General features: G+C 39.7%; 9 protein-coding genes. 7 read left to right on the top strand and 2 right to left on the bottom strand.

Features of this window, described 5'->3' with window-relative positions:
* Positions 1–139: 139 nt before the first annotated feature.
* Both OQZ33_RS01795 and OQZ33_RS01800 read left to right on the top strand, forming a co-directional pair.
* A complete protein-coding gene (locus OQZ33_RS01795) occupies positions 140–3,607 on the top strand; it encodes a SusC/RagA family TonB-linked outer membrane protein (RefSeq protein ID WP_265797328.1) in 3,468 nt (1,155 codons plus the stop codon).
* Between the two features lie 10 nt (positions 3,608–3,617).
* Entirely contained in the window at positions 3,618–5,462 is a 1,845-nt protein-coding gene (locus OQZ33_RS01800) for a RagB/SusD family nutrient uptake outer membrane protein (RefSeq protein WP_265797329.1), read from the top strand.
* Positions 5,463–5,539: 77 nt separating this feature from the next.
* Here OQZ33_RS01800 and OQZ33_RS01805 read toward each other — a convergent pair whose 3' ends face one another.
* Both OQZ33_RS01805 and OQZ33_RS01810 read right to left on the bottom strand, forming a co-directional pair.
* On the bottom strand, positions 5,540–7,375 hold the full coding sequence (locus OQZ33_RS01805; RefSeq protein WP_265797330.1) for a PQQ-binding-like beta-propeller repeat protein: 1,836 nt from the start codon (positions 7,373–7,375) through the stop codon (positions 5,540–5,542).
* 161 nt (positions 7,376–7,536) lie between these two features.
* Positions 7,537–8,139: a porin family protein gene (locus OQZ33_RS01810; protein ID WP_265797331.1), complete on the bottom strand. Its 603-nt coding sequence runs from the start codon at positions 8,137–8,139 to the stop codon at positions 7,537–7,539.
* Positions 8,140–8,244: 105 nt separating this feature from the next.
* Between OQZ33_RS01810 and OQZ33_RS01815 the strand changes: the two genes are divergently transcribed.
* From OQZ33_RS01815 to OQZ33_RS01835, 5 genes are all read left to right on the top strand, one after another.
* Positions 8,245–8,526 (top strand): hypothetical protein, encoded by a 282-nt coding sequence (locus tag OQZ33_RS01815; protein ID WP_265797332.1) that lies wholly within the window; start codon positions 8,245–8,247, stop codon positions 8,524–8,526.
* Positions 8,527–8,663: 137 nt separating this feature from the next.
* Positions 8,664–10,355, top strand: a complete 1,692-nt coding sequence (locus OQZ33_RS01820) for a S41 family peptidase (RefSeq protein ID WP_265797333.1) — start codon at positions 8,664–8,666, stop codon at positions 10,353–10,355.
* A 34-nt stretch (positions 10,356–10,389) separates the two neighbouring features.
* Complete coding sequence (locus OQZ33_RS01825; protein ID WP_265797334.1) at positions 10,390–11,715, top strand: alpha-L-fucosidase; 1,326 nt, start codon at positions 10,390–10,392, stop codon at positions 11,713–11,715.
* Positions 11,716–11,876: 161 nt separating this feature from the next.
* Positions 11,877–14,135, top strand: a complete 2,259-nt coding sequence (locus OQZ33_RS01830) for a GH92 family glycosyl hydrolase (RefSeq protein ID WP_265797335.1) — start codon at positions 11,877–11,879, stop codon at positions 14,133–14,135.
* 199 nt (positions 14,136–14,334) lie between these two features.
* On the top strand, positions 14,335–16,935 hold the full coding sequence (locus OQZ33_RS01835) for a glycoside hydrolase family 2 protein (RefSeq protein ID WP_265797336.1): 2,601 nt from the start codon (positions 14,335–14,337) through the stop codon (positions 16,933–16,935).
* The last annotated feature ends 188 nt before the right edge of the window (positions 16,936–17,123 follow it).

A 17,123-nucleotide genomic window follows, 5' to 3' on the forward strand; every position in this document is an offset into this window, starting at 1 on the left:
TTTTTGTGCAGGGTACAGAAATATTGATAACTAAAATTTGTGTATTTCAAAAAATATTTCGTGATATTTACTTCAATATTGCCGTTTTGTGCAGTATTAAAAAAGCTAATCATTCAAACAATATTCTAAACTTACGTTTATGAGAAAAAGGTTACTATTAATTTTTCTTGGTACGTTTTTGTTGCTGGCTCATGCCATAGCGCAGCAGATAACTGTTACCGGTAAGGTCACATCGGAAGATGGACCGATACCTGGAGTTTCTATTCGGGTTAAAGGAGGCTCTTCAGTTGCACAAACTAATGCCGATGGAAGCTATTCTATCAAAGCAGCGAGTGGTGATATTCTAGTTTTTTCTTACATTGGATATGTCACTGCCGAAAAACCAGTTGGCACAAGCACCACCGTAAATGTAAGCTTAAAAACAGATGCACAGGGCTTGGACGATGTGGTGGTAGTTGGTTACGGAACCCAACGCAAAGGTAACTTAACCGGCGCCGTATCTACCATTGATGTTAAAAAGACCTTGGAAGGGAGACCAATAGCTGATGTTGGAAGAGCATTACAAGGGGCAGCCTCTGGCCTAAGCGTGGTGGTTCCAAGCGGCGAAATTGGATCTGATCCGGTAATTAAAATTCGTGGACAACTGGCATCTTTCGCAGGTGGTAGTTCGCCATTGATTTTGGTGGACAATGTGGAGATTCCGAGTATTCAATTGGTTAATCCCAACGATATTGCATCGATTACCATTTTGAAGGATGCTGCGGCTGCATCGATTTATGGTGCTAAGGCTGCGTTTGGTGTGGTATTGATTACTACAAAACAAGGTTCAGGAAGCGATAAACCCTCTATCAATTATTCAAATAACTTCTCTTTCCAAAATGTATGGAAGGATCTAAAAATGGCTGATGTTAATGGTTTGAAATATACAGTCGATGCTTCTGAACGTGTTGGCGTTACTACGCCAACCGGGGCATTCTATTATGTGGATAGAGCAAGTTATGAAAAAGCTGTAGCCTGGAAAGAAAAATATGGCAGCACTATAGGGCCTGATGATCCTACTGTCTTTGGCAGAGATTGGTATGTTCAGGGTGCAAATCAAAAAATGGGTGTAAGAACTTATGATCCATACGATTACATGATTAAGGAATGGGCGCCTACTCAGCAACACAACCTATCTGTTGGTGGAACCACCGGAAAAACCTCGTATAATTTAGGTTTAGCCTTATTGGATCAAAGCGGGATGTTGAAACCTGCGAAGGAAGACCGCTTTACCAGATATAATGCTTCGTTGAAAATTTCGAGTGAAATTAATAAGTATTTAACCATTCGTGGAGGTGCATTATATTCACGGAGAAATAAACAATATGCCTACGCGACTAACTCTACAACCGCCGATCCATGGTTATATCTTTACCGTTGGAGCTCATTGTATCCCTTAGGAAAAGATGAAAATGGCGATATGATTCGTAGTCCGGAAAGTGAAGTTGCGGCTGCAAACACGGCAAACATTTTACTCAATTACGCTAACGTAAATTTGGGAACAACGGTAAACATCATGAAAAACTGGAAGGTTGATTTTGATTACACCTTCACCAATCAAAACGAAGATTGGAAGCGACCAGGAACCAGATTTACGGCCAGAAATTCATGGGTGGCACCGAAAGCTCGTTTAGATGCAAATGGTGCACCGGTTTATGTGAATGATATGGGGCAGGTGGTATCTAGCACTACAGCTGGCGCTATTGCAGCTTATGATTTATCGCTTGATATGTACACCACACCAGGTTCAAGTCCGGATCATTTTGCCAGAACAGCAACAAACTTTTTCATGCATACCATTAATGCATTTACTACTTATAATTGGAACATCAAAGAAGATCACGACTTTAAATTTATTTTAGGTTTGAACCGTGTGGCCTCAACTACCGAATCGCAATTCGGAATGATCACCAATCTTGCTGATATCATCAATCCGCAGTTTAAATTTGGTACAGGTGTACAAACGGTTATTCCGTCATCAAACATCATGGGTACTATTCCAGGAGGAGTAAGCATTCCAGGTTCTGACAAAAGATGGGAGGCACAGCTAGGTTATTTCGGTCGCGTGAATTACGCCTTCAAAAATAAATACCTAATTGAAGGTAACCTCCGTTATGATGGTTCCTCGAAATTCCCAACAGATTTACAGTGGAGATGGTTTCCATCATTCTCTGCAGGTTGGGTAGCGAGTGAAGAGAGTTTCATGTCGTGGACTAAGCCTGTTTTGGACCAATTGAAATTCAGAGGTTCATGGGGGTCTATTGGCGATCAAACTGTTCCTAATGGCTTGTATATTGCAACAATGCCTAGCGGACAATCAACTTGGATTGGGGCAAATGGTGCAAAAGTAAATTTTGTGGGTACCCCTGCTGCGGTAGCTGCAGATATTCAATGGCAAGATATTGTCACTACAAACATCGGTGTCGACGCTACTTTATTGAAAAATAAAATGAATGTTTCATTTGATGTTTTTCAAAGAAATACGAATAATATGATTGTGCCTGCAGAGGGGATTCCGTTAACGTTTGGGGCAGGCGCACCACAAGGAAACTACGGCTCATTACAAACCAGAGGTTGGGAGTTAACGGTTGACTTTAACCATAGATTCAAGAATGGTTTGGGCATTAACTTCAGAGGAAATATTTCTGATGCCAAAACAAGATTAACAGCTTATGGCTCGGGTACACAGGTTACAGGTAACTATAACGGTAAGGATATTGGTGAAATTTGGGGTTATCGCACAGATAGATTATATCAGTTAAGTGATTTTGAACTGGATGGTGCTGGAAAACCAATCCTAATTACTTTAACCGCTGCCGAAAGCAAACTGAATGCTGGGAAACAAACTTATAAATTGAAAGCTGGGCCTAATGGTGAAAAGCCCGTTTATCAACCTTTCTTGCAAAATTCTGCCAACTTCCGTTTTGGTCCCGGTGATGTAAAGTTTCAGGATGTTAACGGCGATGGTGAAATCAGCAATGGCGACGGAACTTTAGCTAATCATGGCGATTTGGAAGTAATCGGAAACTCAAATCCAAGTTACGAATACGGGTTTAGATTAGGTGCCGATTTTAAAGGTGTTGACATCAGTGCTTTCTTCCAGGGTGTGGGCAGCCGTAAAATTTGGGGAGCAGGCTTTTTGGCTATTCCAGGTTTCAACTCTGCTGATGGTGCAATGCCAGAAGCAATTGCAGGTAATTATTGGACGCCACAAACACCTGATGCTTTCTATCCAGCTGCCTATAACAATGCGGCAAGCAGTACAACAAACAACATGCAGGTTCAAGATCGATACTTGTTAAATATGGCTTACATCAGGCTTAAAAATTTAACGGTAGGTTATACCTTCCCACAGTTGTTAACTAAAAGGGTGGGTATAAGTTCACTTAGAGTGTACACAGCATTAGAAAATTTCTTTACCTGGGATCATTTAGGTGATTTACCGATCGATCCGGAAAGTATAAGTGGGTATTCCGTTTGGGATCAGTCTAACTATAATGGCGGTCGTACAGGAACAGGAATTCCAGCTTTCAAGAGTGTTTCTTTTGGTTTACAGTTAACATTTTAAAATGATGAAGATGAAATATTTCAAATATATATATGGCCTGCCTCTTTTGGCAAGTCTATTAATTACTTCTTGCAAAAAAGATGTTTTGGATCGTCCACCATTAACAGATTATGTCGATGGCCAATTCTGGCGGGGTGAGGATGATATTCGGATGTATGCAAATGCTTACTATCCAAATTATTTTAATGGCTATAATTCTGGGTTTGGGGTAGATTATACTCCTGTTAGAGGGTATACTTTTTCTGATGATGTAACAGGGAAAAACGTTCAAACCAATTTTGAAAGCAGTGTACCAACCAGCAGAGGATCAACTCTTGAATCGGCAGATTGGTTAGGTACTTATGCTGGTCCCACCTGGGATTTTGCCTGGGTCCGCAAGTCAAATGTAATGATCAATAGATTGGACAATGTGGCTAAACCTAAAATTTCTACCGAGGCTTATAACCATTGGTCGGCTGTGGCAAGGTTTTTTAGAGGTTTTGAATACAGTCGATTGGTAAGCGTGTTTGGCGATGTTCCATATTTTGATAAAGAAGTTTCGGATACGGATTTAGCTACTTTATATAAAGATAGAGATGCTAGAGGAGTTGTGATGGATAAAGTATACGATGACTTTAAATTTGTGATGGCCAACATGCGTGAAAATGATGGTGCACAATACTTGAACAAGTATATCGCCGCGGCATTTATCTCTAGATTTATGCTCTTTGAAGGAACTTATGAACACTATCACGGTTTAGATGCTGCAAGAGCTAAAAAATATCTTGAATTTGCAGTAGAAGCTGGAGATTATGTAATCAATAGCAATAAATACAATTTTACCCGCGATTTCAAATCTATTTTCTCAAGTGATAATCTGGCCGGTCATCCAGAGGTGCTATTGTACAGGACTTATGATGCCGCTTTGGCGGTAACCCATAGTATTGGCTCATATCAAAATGGAACAGAAGTCGTTGGTGTAGATGCGAACCTGGTTTTAGTTAAATCTTTTTTGTTAAATGATGGTAAGGTTTGGCAAAATTCTGCTGTTACTGGGGCAGATTCATTTACCATTGCCGATTTGGTAAAAACCAGAGATCCACGATTTGAAGCGTCATTTTATGATAAAGCACTCATTCCCTCGGCCACTTTGTTGTATGGCTTTAAGTTCGCTTCAAGAGATGCACTTACTTATATTGGTAAAACGTATCCGGCAGCTTGGGGAAGTAATACCAATACCAGCGATGCGCCAGTAATCCGTTTGGCAGAAGTGGTGTTAAATTGGGTTGAGGCAAAGGCTGTTTTGGCACAGTATTATGGGGCGGCGGCAGTTACTCAGGCAGATTTAAATAAATCGGTAAATGCGATTAGAAACCGTCCGTTAGATGCTGCTGCAATTGCAAAAGGCATTTTGAAAACGGCTCCGCTTACCATTGGCGCTCTACCCGTAGATCCTGCCCGCGATACTGATGTTCCGGATTTGATATGGGAAATTCGTAGAGAAAGACGCATGGAATTTGTTTTCGAGCATACCAGGCTATTAGATTTAAAACGCTGGAAGAAATTGAATAACATGAACTTTAGTACGAATCCAGATTATTTCTTAGGACCATGGGTAAATGTACAAACAGAGGCACCAGCCTATTTAACTTCAGCGAATGCAACAGCCGGGAATGTTAAAGTAAAAAAAGCCGACGGTTCAATTGTAACTTACAATGGAACAAACGCTGCGGCAATGGTGGGTTATTGGATGGTAACCAATGCAACAAACCGAAATGCATTTACCGACAGAGCTTATTTGGCGCCAGTTGGTCAGGCACAAATTATTCAATATCAAGAAAAGGGTTATAAACTTACCCAAACCACAGGTTGGTAACTAGGTAATAATAATCAGCAATAAAAAAGGGAGCCTTTGCAATTGGCTCCCCTTTTTGTTGATTAAAAATTTAAGTATTACTTCTTGGCATTTATCCAAACCACTTTTCCATCCATAGTACTCATCACAAGATTTTTTCCGTCAACTACATTTACGGTATTAATCATCGAGTTATCAATTTTATGTGCCCATGTTGTCGATTGCTTTTTTGGATCAATAGCATAAACAACACCGTTTTTGGTTCCAAAAAATACATTGCCGTCTTTCTCAATTAACATAGAAGGTACATGCTCATAACCGAAGCCTGCATTATATCGCCAAAGCACACCAGGATCTTGAGGCTGAGCCTTATACGCCACAATTTCATCCTGCATTGTTTTGCCGTAAATAATCGTGCTATCAGTGGATAGACCAATTGATTCACGAACGGTGGCTTCTTTATTCCTCCAAAGCGTAGTGCCATTATTCACATCAATTGCTGTCAAATATCTATCTGGAGCAGAAATATACACAATACCCCTTGCCGCTACGGGGGTAACCATTGCCGGAGAAAACATTCTGTTGCCCTGGCCATTGTTCCATTTCCAAAGTAAACTGCCTGAATTGATGTCAAGCGCATATAAATGCCTTCCCCATGAACCAAAAATTATTTTACCTTGATAGATAAGTGGCTTACCCACTATTGTGCCTTCAACTTCTTTAAATGCCCAAATTTCTTTGCCGGTTTTAGCTTCTAAGGCCCTGAAAGTATTATCACTACCTCCAAGATAAATATTTTTGCCACTAACAACAGGCGATCCTAAAATTGAGTTTGGAGTTTCTTTTTTCCAAACCTCTTTGCCTGTTTTTTCATTTAGGGCATAAATGCTTCCATCGCCGGATCCGAAAATCACTAAGTTTTCAACAACTACAGGCGAAGAATAAATGGCGCCCTTGCTATGAAAAGTCCATTCTTTTTTTCCGGTCTTTCTATTTAGTGCCTCTACCAAGCCCAAACTATTCCCAAAAATAACCCGGCTGGGGGAGCATGCAGGGGTATTTACCACATTGGCATTCGAATGATAAGACCACAATTCTTTCGTATCCGCATATTTATTGTTGATGGCAAAATCTGGCCTTTCGTATTTCTTTTGGTCATCCTGAAACGTTTTCAATGCTATTTTTCTCCAAGCCGGAGTAATGAGCTGAGTCGGCTTTTTAGTTTGAAAGAAAACACTATCCTTGGTCATTCTCACAATGTTATAACCACCAATGCTATCTTTCGCCCTTAAGTTCGAGCGACCCATGGTCGCTTCTATACCTTCAAAATTATAGGGTTTATTGTTATGACCATGGCCGCAAATGGCATACTGAATGTTGTATTTTTTTAAACGATCGGTTGCTTCGTACCAATTATCCAAGCTGTTGTCTAGCGGATAATGATTGGCAAAAACAATGGGCATGTTTTTAGGAGTTGCTTTTAATACACTATCCAGCCAAACAGTCGCATCTCTTGGAATGTGCCCATCGCTCATTCTTACATAAGGGCCAGACGCACAAGCGATAAAACGATATCCATTATGATCGAAAGTGAATTTATCATTCCCAAATTCTTTTATAAATCTTACTCCACCAGATTCTGACCAACCTGTATCATGGTTGCCAGGAATAATATGGTATGGCTTTTTTAGGCCTGATAGGATTTGTTTTGCTAAACTTAATTCATTATTGGTGCCCATTTCGGTAATGTCGCCAGTAACCATAATAAAGTCTATGTCAGATAATTCATTGATATCGGCCACCGTTCGACGAAGATCTTCTTCTCCTGTTGATGATCCGACATGTGTGTCAGTCACAAATGCGTATTTGAAGTCTTGGGCCTGAAGTCCAAAAGACATCAGCAGCGCAAATAATAAAAAGATGGGGGTCTTCATTGTTGTTAGTTTAAAATGCAGATATAAAAATCGTTTTTTTTTAAGCTAACTAAGTGCTGTAATGCCAATTTTACAGAGGTCCGGATAGGGGAAAGCTTACCGGAGGCTTAATCTTTGAAATAGTTAAAGTGCCGGAAAAATTATTCCGGCGCTTATGTCAATTACAATATCTTAAAGCCCAAACTTAACTGAAATAAGTTAGGCTTTTGAGTATACTTTTCACTTTTACTAATGTTTGATAGGCCCGCTTCATAACGTAGATCCACAGAAATTGACCCTACATCTACCCCTGCACCAGCTTGGATTCCAATAGCTTGATTTTTGTAATTGTCAAAATCTGTAGCTTGATCGTAGGCACTGCTAAAGCTAGAATTTTCATCCAGAACAAATGATACCACTGGTCCGGCCATCAATCTGAAATTTAGGTTCTTTGCACCGAATTTCGTTCCCAGTAAAACAGGAATATCCAAGGTGGTGAATTTTACTTTACCTTCTGCAGCAACCTCGGTATTGTTATTATTGGTAAAGCTGATAAACTTATTGCCTTTGCTGCCAATGTAGGCTTCTGGTTGTACATAAAAACTTGCACCACCAATACGTGCCCATGCACCAATTTGATAACCTAATCGGTTTTCTTCGCTAGCGAAATCGGCATTGAGTTTAGCCAGGTTTACACCCGCTTTGATACCTAAATTAAAGGTTTGTGCCTGAGATGTTACCCAGCCAGCGGTTAGGAAAACAATAGAAAGGATGATTCTTTTCATTTTTTTGAGTGTTTAAATGTTTGCGTGTTTAATCAATTGGATTTTATAATCCGCAGTTCAGCACAATTATCGTGCAAAACACTCCTATTAACTTTGTTTTTTGTAATGCCATCACAAAAAAATGGCGATGTGAGCAAATATTTTTTACTTTTGCATCAAATAAAATCTGCTATGGCTAATTTTCAACTTACTTCTGAAACTGCTTTTAAAGTAAAAACTAAATTTTTAAGGAAATACCGCGATCTAGCGAACGAACCTTTAGAGTTTACCCCTGGTAAAGAAGATCAATTGATTGAAGATTTAATGCGCTTGGTAAAACGTGACCGGACGTATATCGAATTTACCATTCAGAAAGCATTAGCGGATACTAAAGGCAACAGACTTTAAGTTACTATCCGTTTTTCGCTTTTCTGCCTAAAGCACTTCCAGATATCTATTTTTAATGTTTAGGCGTTTTCGTACATTTACCTTTATAAAATACAATCATCCATCAGCTTGCTGTTTTGGATTCCAGAATTTAAGGTATGAAGAAACTAAAATATTATGTTTTAGCAGCAGGCTTGACTTTGGCTGTTTTCTCTTTTTCGTTTAGGGAAGATTTATTTCTGGTATCTAAAAACCTAGACATTTTCGCGTCACTTTACAAAGAAATCAATATCAATTATGTCGATGAAACCAATGCGCCTCAGTTAATGAAGACAGGGATTGATGCGATGTTGGAAACCCTCGATCCTTACACAGAATATGTTCCCGAATCGGAAATTGAAGATTATAAACTAAAATATATCAGTACCCAATACGGAGGAATAGGCGCAGCAACGGTACTGATCGATGGAAAACTTTTTGTAAACGATGTCAGTGAGGGCTATCCGGCTAACAAGGGCGATGTTAAACCTGGAGACCAAATATTAAAAATAAATGGGATCCAGATTAAAGGTAAAGATCGTGCACAAATTAGTCAGTTGTTACGTGGGCCAAAAGGTACACCTGTTGATTTAACGTTGATGAGAGACGGTAAAGAGATTGCCAGGAAATTAAATCGTGATGAAATTAAGCAACCCAACGTATCCTACTCGGGCATGGTTGGCGATGGCATTGGGTACATCAGATTGGATAAATTCTTAGAAAATTCTGGTCAGGAAGTAAAGGATGCTTTGGTTAACCTTAACAAAGAAAACCCCAAAGGCATTGTTTTGGACTTGAGAAATAATGGCGGTGGTATTTTGCAGGAGGCTGTTAAAATTGTAAACCTATTTGTAGATAAAGATCAGTTGGTGGTGATTCAAAAAGGCAAAAATGCCGAAAAAACCATCACCTATAAGACGCAGATGCTACCTGTGTCTCCCTCAGTTCCTTTGGTTGTGTTGGTAAATGGAAATTCTGCGTCGGCTTCCGAAATTGTGGCCGGTTCGCTACAGGATTTAGATCGGGCGATTGTAGTTGGCCAACGTAGTTACGGCAAAGGTTTGGTGCAGCAAACATTTAATCTTCCATATAACAGTTTGGTAAAAGTTACCGTAGCCAAGTATTACACACCCTCGGGCAGATGTATTCAAAAACTCGATTACACCCACAAGGATATCAATGGACTTGCTGAGCGATTTGCCGATTCTACAATCGCTATGTATCAAACGAAAGCTGGCAGAAATGTTTATAGCGGGAATGGTGTTTACCCAGATTTGGTAGTCAATGCAGATAAACTTAGTCCGGTTACTATTACCATGATTAACAAAAGTTTATTCTTTAACTATGCTAATATCTTTTCAAAAAAAACTACAAAGTTGGAATCAGCTAAAACTTTCCAGGTTTCAGATGCAGATTACGCTGCATTTGTAAGCACCTTGGCTGATAAAGATCTCGCCTATCAAAGTAAAACAGAAAGACTGTTATTGGACTTACGTGCGGAGGCAGAAAAAGAAAATAAATCAGTAGAAGTGAAAGCCGATTTAGAAAATTTGAAATATAAGCTTACCTCATCTAAAAAGAATGATCTGGCTACACATAAGTCGGAAATTAAAAGGGTTTTAGAAGCGCAAATTATAAGCAGATATTTTTACGAGAAAGGTAGAATAGAGCAGAGTTTCCAATACGATAAAGAACTTGCAGCAGCGAAAACCTTGTTTGCCAATCAAACTCGAATGTTGGCAATTTTGAAGGGCGATGGCAATTACAAAGTAATTGGTAAGCCAGTTAAGGAAGTAACAGGCATAGATTAAATCATCCTTTCGGAAACCAAATTTAACCTCAGTTATGAAAAAATTATGCCTGATCATTACATTAATTGTAAATGGATTACTTGCTGGTGCGCAAAATTATGTGCCTGCTCCATCCAATATCGAAGCACGTAAGTGGTTTGCTGATGCTCGCTTCGGACTTTTTATTCATTGGGGTCCTTTTAGCATCCCAGGCAGTGGCGAGTGGGTAATGAACGAGCGAAAAGTTACCGTGGAAAACTACACCCGTTTGGGGAAATTCTTCAATCCCATCGATTTCGATGCGCAAAAATGGGTTGCTACGGCTAAAAATGCCGGAATGAAGTATATCACCTTAATCACCAGACACCATGATGGTTTTAGCATGTGGGATACCAAATATTCGGATTTCAATATCATGAACACCCCTTACAAGAAGGATATTGTGAAGATGATGGCAGATGAGTGTAGAAAGCAAGGTATTAAACTTTTTCTTTACTATTCCATATTGGATTGGCGTCGAGAGGATTATCCGCATGAAACGGGCAGAACCGGCCAGTTTAGCGGTAGAAAAGGACATGGGAATTACGCAAGTTATCTTCAGTTTATGAAAAGCCAGCTTACCGAATTGCTCACCAACTATGGCCAAATTGGCGGTATTTGGTTTGATGGTCATTGGGATCAAACCGCTCCGGAAGGGGAGAAAGACCGAACTTCTAGACTCGATTGGAAGTATGAAGAGATTTATGGTTTGATTCACAAGCTTCAGCCTCAATGCATGATCGGTAATAACCACCACCTTTCTCCCTTACCAGGAGAGGATTTCCAAATGTTTGAACAAGATTTACCCGGAGAGAATAAATCTGGATTAAGCTTTCAGGAAGCAAGTGTGCAAATGCCTTTGGAGGCTTGCCAGACCATAAACGGTTCGTGGGGGTTTAGCTTAACCGATACATCTTATAAAAGTGAAACCAGACTTATTCAAACCCTGGTAAAGGCAGCAGCTTTAGGTGCTAACTTATTGTTAAATATAGGCCCTATGCCAAATGGAGAAATCCAACCAGAGTTTACTGATCGATTAAATAGTATGGGCGATTGGTTAAAAATATATGGAGAAAGTATTTATGGTACCAACGCAGGTTATTTAAAACCGCAAGATTGGGGATGCATTACGCAAAAAAGCGATAAGCTATATATTCATATTTTTAAAGCTCAGCCTGAAATTTTGCTGAACGGTTTCCCATTCAAGAAAATACAAAAAGCTTATTATTTGAAAAATAAGAGAGTGGTAAATGCAGCGTTAAAAAACGGTTCGCTACATATTCCTATTTATGGGAATATCAACAAGAATGATGAGGTAATTGTGCTAGAAATCAAGAAATAGACATTGTTGGATTACTGAAAAATATTTAGTCATTGACAACCTTCGTCAGTAAAAGAAGCAGGATTAATTGAGTAAACGTGATCAACTTTTCCCGAATAATTCTCTAAGTCCGTTTATAATTTATTAATTTGTAAATCGATTTAGCTTATCCTATTTAGACTATGAAAATTTTTAGTGCAAAATTAATCTTTTTTGCTGCGTCCATATTATTCACAAATGGAATCAGCGCCCAGCAAAATTCAAAACTAACCCAGTTTGTAGACCCCATTATTGGTTCTGCAAAACACGGGCATGTATTTGTTGGCGCAAATGTTCCTTTCGGAGCGGTGCAACTTGGTCCAAACAATATTATGGAAGGCTGGGATTGGTGCAGCGGCTATAATTACGTAAGCAATACCATCACTGGTTTTTCGCATACACACTTAAGTGGAACCGGTATTGGCGATTTAGGCGACATTTCAATTATGCCCGTAACCGGAGCAACTACTTTAGAAAAAGGTAAAAAGGGAGAAGAAGATAAAGGCTACCTTTCTACGTTTTCGCACCAAAATGAATATGCCAAAGCAGGTTATTACAGTGTTTTACTCGATAAGTACAAAATCAAAGCAGAATTAACGGCTACTGAACGTGTAGGTTTTCATCAATACACCTTCCCGAAAAATGCCCCAAGGCCACATGTTATGATCGATTTGGTGGAAGGTATTGGTTGGGATGCACCAACAAATGCATCTTTTAAACAAATCGACGCCAATACCATTGTCGGGAATAGAAATTCTAAAGGCTGGGCAAATGATCAGCGCTTATATTTCGTCATCAAGTTTTCTCAACCCTTAAAAAGCTTTGATATTTATGAAGATAATCAGCTGAAAGAAAGCAAAGATAATGATGGCAAAAAGCTCAAAGCAGTAGCCAGATTCGCATCAATTAACAATAATAAGCTTCAAATAAAAGTTGCCTTATCTCCGGTAAGCATCGAAAATGCCATCTTAAACCTTTCAACAGAATTGCCAGGATGGGATTTTGCATCCACAACGAAGAAAGCTGATGGGAAATGGGAAAAGGAATTGTCGAAGGTTAAAATCAATGCTTCTGCCAATACAAAAAAAATATTCTATACCGCTTTATTTCATACCATGACGGCACCTTCACTTTTTAACGATGTGAACAACGATTATTTGGGCACCGACAAGAAAGTATATAAACAGGCAAATTTCACCAACTACACTACTTTTTCACTTTGGGATACTTACAGGGCAGCGCATCCATTATATACTATCTTGCATCAGGATCGGGTGAGTGATGTGGTGAATACCATGTTGGCGATTTATAAGGAGCAGGGCAAACTTCCGGTTTGGCATTTAATGGGCAACGAAACCAATACCATGGTGGGCTATCACGCTGTTCCGGTTATAGTAGACGCTTATTTAAAAGGCTACCGCGGTTTTGATGCAAATCTTGCTTATCAAGCAGTAAAACAATCTGCTATGCAAAAAACGGAAGGCATCGATTACATTCAGCAACTTAAGTACATTCCAGCCGATAAGGTTAATGAATCTGTTGCGAAAGCCCTGGAGTATGCAATCGACGATTACTGTATAGCCATGTTCGCAAAGGCGCTGAATAAAACTGAGGATTATCAATATTTTAGCAAAAGAGCACAGCTTTACAGACAATATTTTGATCAGGATGTTCAGTTTATGCGTGGTAAAATGGCTGATGGCAAATGGCGTATGCCTTTTAGTCCGGTTAAAGCCAAACACCGTGAAGATGATTATACAGAGGGTAATGCCTGGCAATATACCTGGTTAGTTCCCCAGGATGTGGAGGGTTTGATCAATCTTTTTGGTGGCGATAAACCTTTTGTAAATAAGCTCGATTCCTTATTTATCGTTCCTGCCGATTTAGGTGAAAACAGCTCACCTGATATCTCTGGTTTGATAGGCAATTATGCTCAGGGAAATGAGCCCGGTCACCACATTCCTTATTTATATGCTTATGCTGGTCAGCCCTGGAAAACAGCCGAATTGATTCGCAAAATCGATAAAGATTTCTTTACTGCGAAGCCGGATGGTTTGTGTGGAAACGAAGATGTAGGTCAAATGAGCGCCTGGTATGTTTTTTCTGCGCTTGGTTTTTATCCTGTAAATCCCGCCAATGGAACCTATGTTTTCGGTACGCCTTTAATTAATTCGGCAAGCATTAAGTTGGAAGGAAATAAAAACTTCGACATTAAAGTGCTAGGAAACTCTGTGGCAAATAAGTACATAGAACGCATTTTAATTAACGGCAAGCCTTATAATAAATCGTTTATTGAGCATAAAACCATTGTAAATGGCGGTTCAATGGAAATTTACATGGGCAGTACCCCATCAAAATTATGGGGCATTAATGCTGCAGATCGACCAGTTTCAGGTAAATAGCGATTTGGACATTTACGGGAGATCGTTTTGGCCAGGGTAGCCCTGCTTTTCTTCCGATCTTTTTGGTGAAAGTATGCAGATAATTAAAATCAACCTGAACAAAAAGGATTTCCATACCGTCAGGTTTATAATTAGCGTTTGGGATTACTTAGGCCACCTCAACAAAAATTAATTTATACTACATTTAAAAAACTCATTTATGAGGAAATTATTCTTCTCGCTTCTATTTTTAGCTGCTTTAAACACCCAGGCTCAACGTTATGAGCTTAATTCTGGCTGGCTTTGTGCCAATATTAAAGATGCTAATGCGACCGGAAACCAAATTTCCAGTTCGAACTTCGTGCTAAATAACTGGTTACCCGCTACAGTTCCGGGGACGGTTTTAACCACTTTGCTCAACAACAAAATGGTTCCTGATCCATTTTACGGAATGAACAATGAGAAAATTGCCGACATCTATAAAACGGGGAACGAGCATTATACCTATTGGTTTGTGAAGGACTTTGATGAAAAAGCTATCGGCAACGAACAGGTATGGATACAATTTCGTGGGATAAATTATAAAGCTGATTTTTTTCTCAATGGGAAGAAGATCAATGCGAAAACGCATGAAGGCATGCATATTCGTGCGAACTACAATATCACAAAATTTCTTTCTGTCACCGGCAAAAACCGCTTGGCCGTAATCGTTTATCCACCAGATTTTCCCGGCAATCCAAACGGCGGGCAAGGTGGCGACGGAACAATTGCGAAAGGATTAACCACGCAATATACGGCGGGCTGGGATTGGATTCAGCCTACCCGTGATCGAAACACAGGCATTTGGGATAAGGTAATCATCGAAAAAACAAGATCCATCAACTTAAAAAACCCTCACATAGTTACGCTGGTTCCTGGCAAAAGAGTACCGAATGCCAAGCAACAACCAGCCACTATCAAAGTTTCGATTGAGGTCGAAAACCCAACAGCTAAAGCCGTTGCAGGTATCTTGCAATATCAGATTGCTGGAAAAACGGTTAGTAAAACCGTATCTATCGCTGCGAATAAAAATGCAGAAATAACATTTGCAGATTTAGCTTTGGAAAACCCTAAGCTTTGGTGGCCTAGTGGTTATGGAAAGCAGGACTTATATCCTGTAAACATCAAGTTTTTAAGTGCGAGCCAGGTTTTGGATCAGGAAAATTTACAGGTTGGCATCCGCCAGATCAATAATATCTGGAATGAGCGTACACAAAGTATGGGCGCTTATGTGAACGGCCAAAAGATTTTCATCAAAGGCGGTAACTGGATCATCTCCGATGCGATGCTGCGTTTCTCCGATGCCCGTTATGATGCTGAAGTTCGTTACCACAAGGATATGAACCTAAACCTGATCAGGATTTGGGGCGGTGCCATTTTAGAAAGACCTGAGTTTTATAACGCCTGTGATAAGTATGGCTTACTCGTTTTTCAGGATTTTTGGTTCAGTGGCGACTGCAATGGCCGTTGGGTTGATCCCTTAAAAAAAGAAGATCAATGGACGAGGAGGAATTATCCAGACAATCATCCATTGGTTTTAACAGCGATTGAAGATCAGGTAAAAATGATTCGCAATCATGCTTCACTTGCTTTCTGGTGCGGCGGAAATGAAATTACGCCTCCAGAGGACATTCTAAATCCGATTAAAAATGATATTCTGCCACGATTGGATGGAACACGGAGGTTTTTCGATTTCTCGAATAGTGATGAGATGTCCTACAATTCGATCGGTGGTAATGGCGATGGGCCTTACGGTATTCAAGATCCAAAAAGCTTTTGGGCGGAAAAAACATTTCCCTACAACTCCGAAGTGGGTTCAGTCGGCGTAGGAGATTACGAATCACTGGAGCGTTTTATCCCGAAAGAAAATAGGGTTGCACCACAATTTAAAAGCAAACCTGATTCGGTTTGGGATTATCATAAATACATTGGTTACGATCAATATATTAATCCTTACGGTAAAGCTAAAGATGTAAAGGATTTTGCAATGAAGGCACAGCTCGTTAACTATGATCAATATCGTGCTTTGATGGAAGGCTTCTCTAACAAAATGTGGGATTGGTACACGGGTTCTATTATCTGGAAAACACAAAACCCATGGACGGCCCTTCGTGGTCAAATGTACGATTACTACCTCGACCCAAATGCCTGCCTTTATGGTTTGCGCAAAGGAAGTGAGCCACTTCATATCATGATGAACCCCCTTGACAGCATGGTAACGGTAGTGAATAACGGCTTTACAGATCGTAATAATTTAATGGTTCAGGCCAAGGTGTATGATATGGACGGAAAGGATTATTTCTATTCGCAGGTTTTCAACTCCATTGGTGCATCTTCCGTTCGTCGATTTTTTCCAATAAATGATTTCCTGAAGAAACTTGACCAAAAGGATGGCGTTTTTGTCTCACTCAAACTGTTGAATGAAAAGCAGGAAATTTTAAGTGAAAATATTTACTGGCTGGCCGATAAGGATGGGAATTATAAGGGCTTGCAAAATTTAAAACCAGCGGCTTTAAAGGTGACTGCGCTCAAAAAATCCGATGAGAAGGTGGAGGTAACATTGACTAATCCCGGAGGCAATCCGGTGGCTTTTTTCAACCGTGTTGCGTTGATCAATAGCCAAACAGGCAAGCGGATTTTGCCAGCTTTTTATGATGATAACTACGTGAGTATATTGCCTGGAGAAAGCAGGTTGATAACAGTGGAATATAACGGAGACCAAAAAACTGCTATTGAGGTTTACGGCTGGAATGTAGAGAGACAAAAAGTAACTGTTCAGTAATACTTGGTTCTATCCTTAGTTTATTAACTTCAATGGTCTGAATAATCGAAAATTAATCTGTGATTTTTGTATTCTGTTATTAAAACCTTCTTTTTATAAGGAATTTAATTGGAATTGTTAGACTATATATAAACTTTGCTCACGGTATATCGGTTTTAGCTAAGTTTTTTATAACTAAGTAATATTTT

This window comes from Pedobacter sp. MC2016-05 (assembly GCF_026239735.1).
GTDB lineage: Bacteria > Bacteroidota > Bacteroidia > Sphingobacteriales > Sphingobacteriaceae > Pedobacter.

What these genes read in the sequence shown, in the direction of transcription:
- OQZ33_RS01800 (WP_265797329.1), top strand. Translation starts at nt 3,618, where the DNA reads ATGAAATATTTCAAATATATATATGGCCTGCCTCTTTTGGCAAGTCTA.
- OQZ33_RS01820 (WP_265797333.1), top strand. Translation starts at nt 8,664, where the DNA reads ATGAAGAAACTAAAATATTATGTTTTAGCAGCAGGCTTGACTTTGGCT.
- OQZ33_RS01795 (WP_265797328.1), top strand. Translation starts at nt 140, where the DNA reads ATGAGAAAAAGGTTACTATTAATTTTTCTTGGTACGTTTTTGTTGCTG.
- OQZ33_RS01805 (WP_265797330.1), bottom strand. Translation starts at nt 7,375, where the DNA reads ATGAAGACCCCCATCTTTTTATTATTTGCGCTGCTGATGTCTTTTGGA.
- OQZ33_RS01825 (WP_265797334.1), top strand. Translation starts at nt 10,390, where the DNA reads ATGAAAAAATTATGCCTGATCATTACATTAATTGTAAATGGATTACTT.
- OQZ33_RS01810 (WP_265797331.1), bottom strand. Translation starts at nt 8,139, where the DNA reads ATGAAAAGAATCATCCTTTCTATTGTTTTCCTAACCGCTGGCTGGGTA.
- OQZ33_RS01830 (WP_265797335.1), top strand. Translation starts at nt 11,877, where the DNA reads ATGAAAATTTTTAGTGCAAAATTAATCTTTTTTGCTGCGTCCATATTA.
- OQZ33_RS01815 (WP_265797332.1), top strand. Translation starts at nt 8,245, where the DNA reads ATGCCATCACAAAAAAATGGCGATGTGAGCAAATATTTTTTACTTTTG.
- OQZ33_RS01835 (WP_265797336.1), top strand. Translation starts at nt 14,335, where the DNA reads ATGAGGAAATTATTCTTCTCGCTTCTATTTTTAGCTGCTTTAAACACC.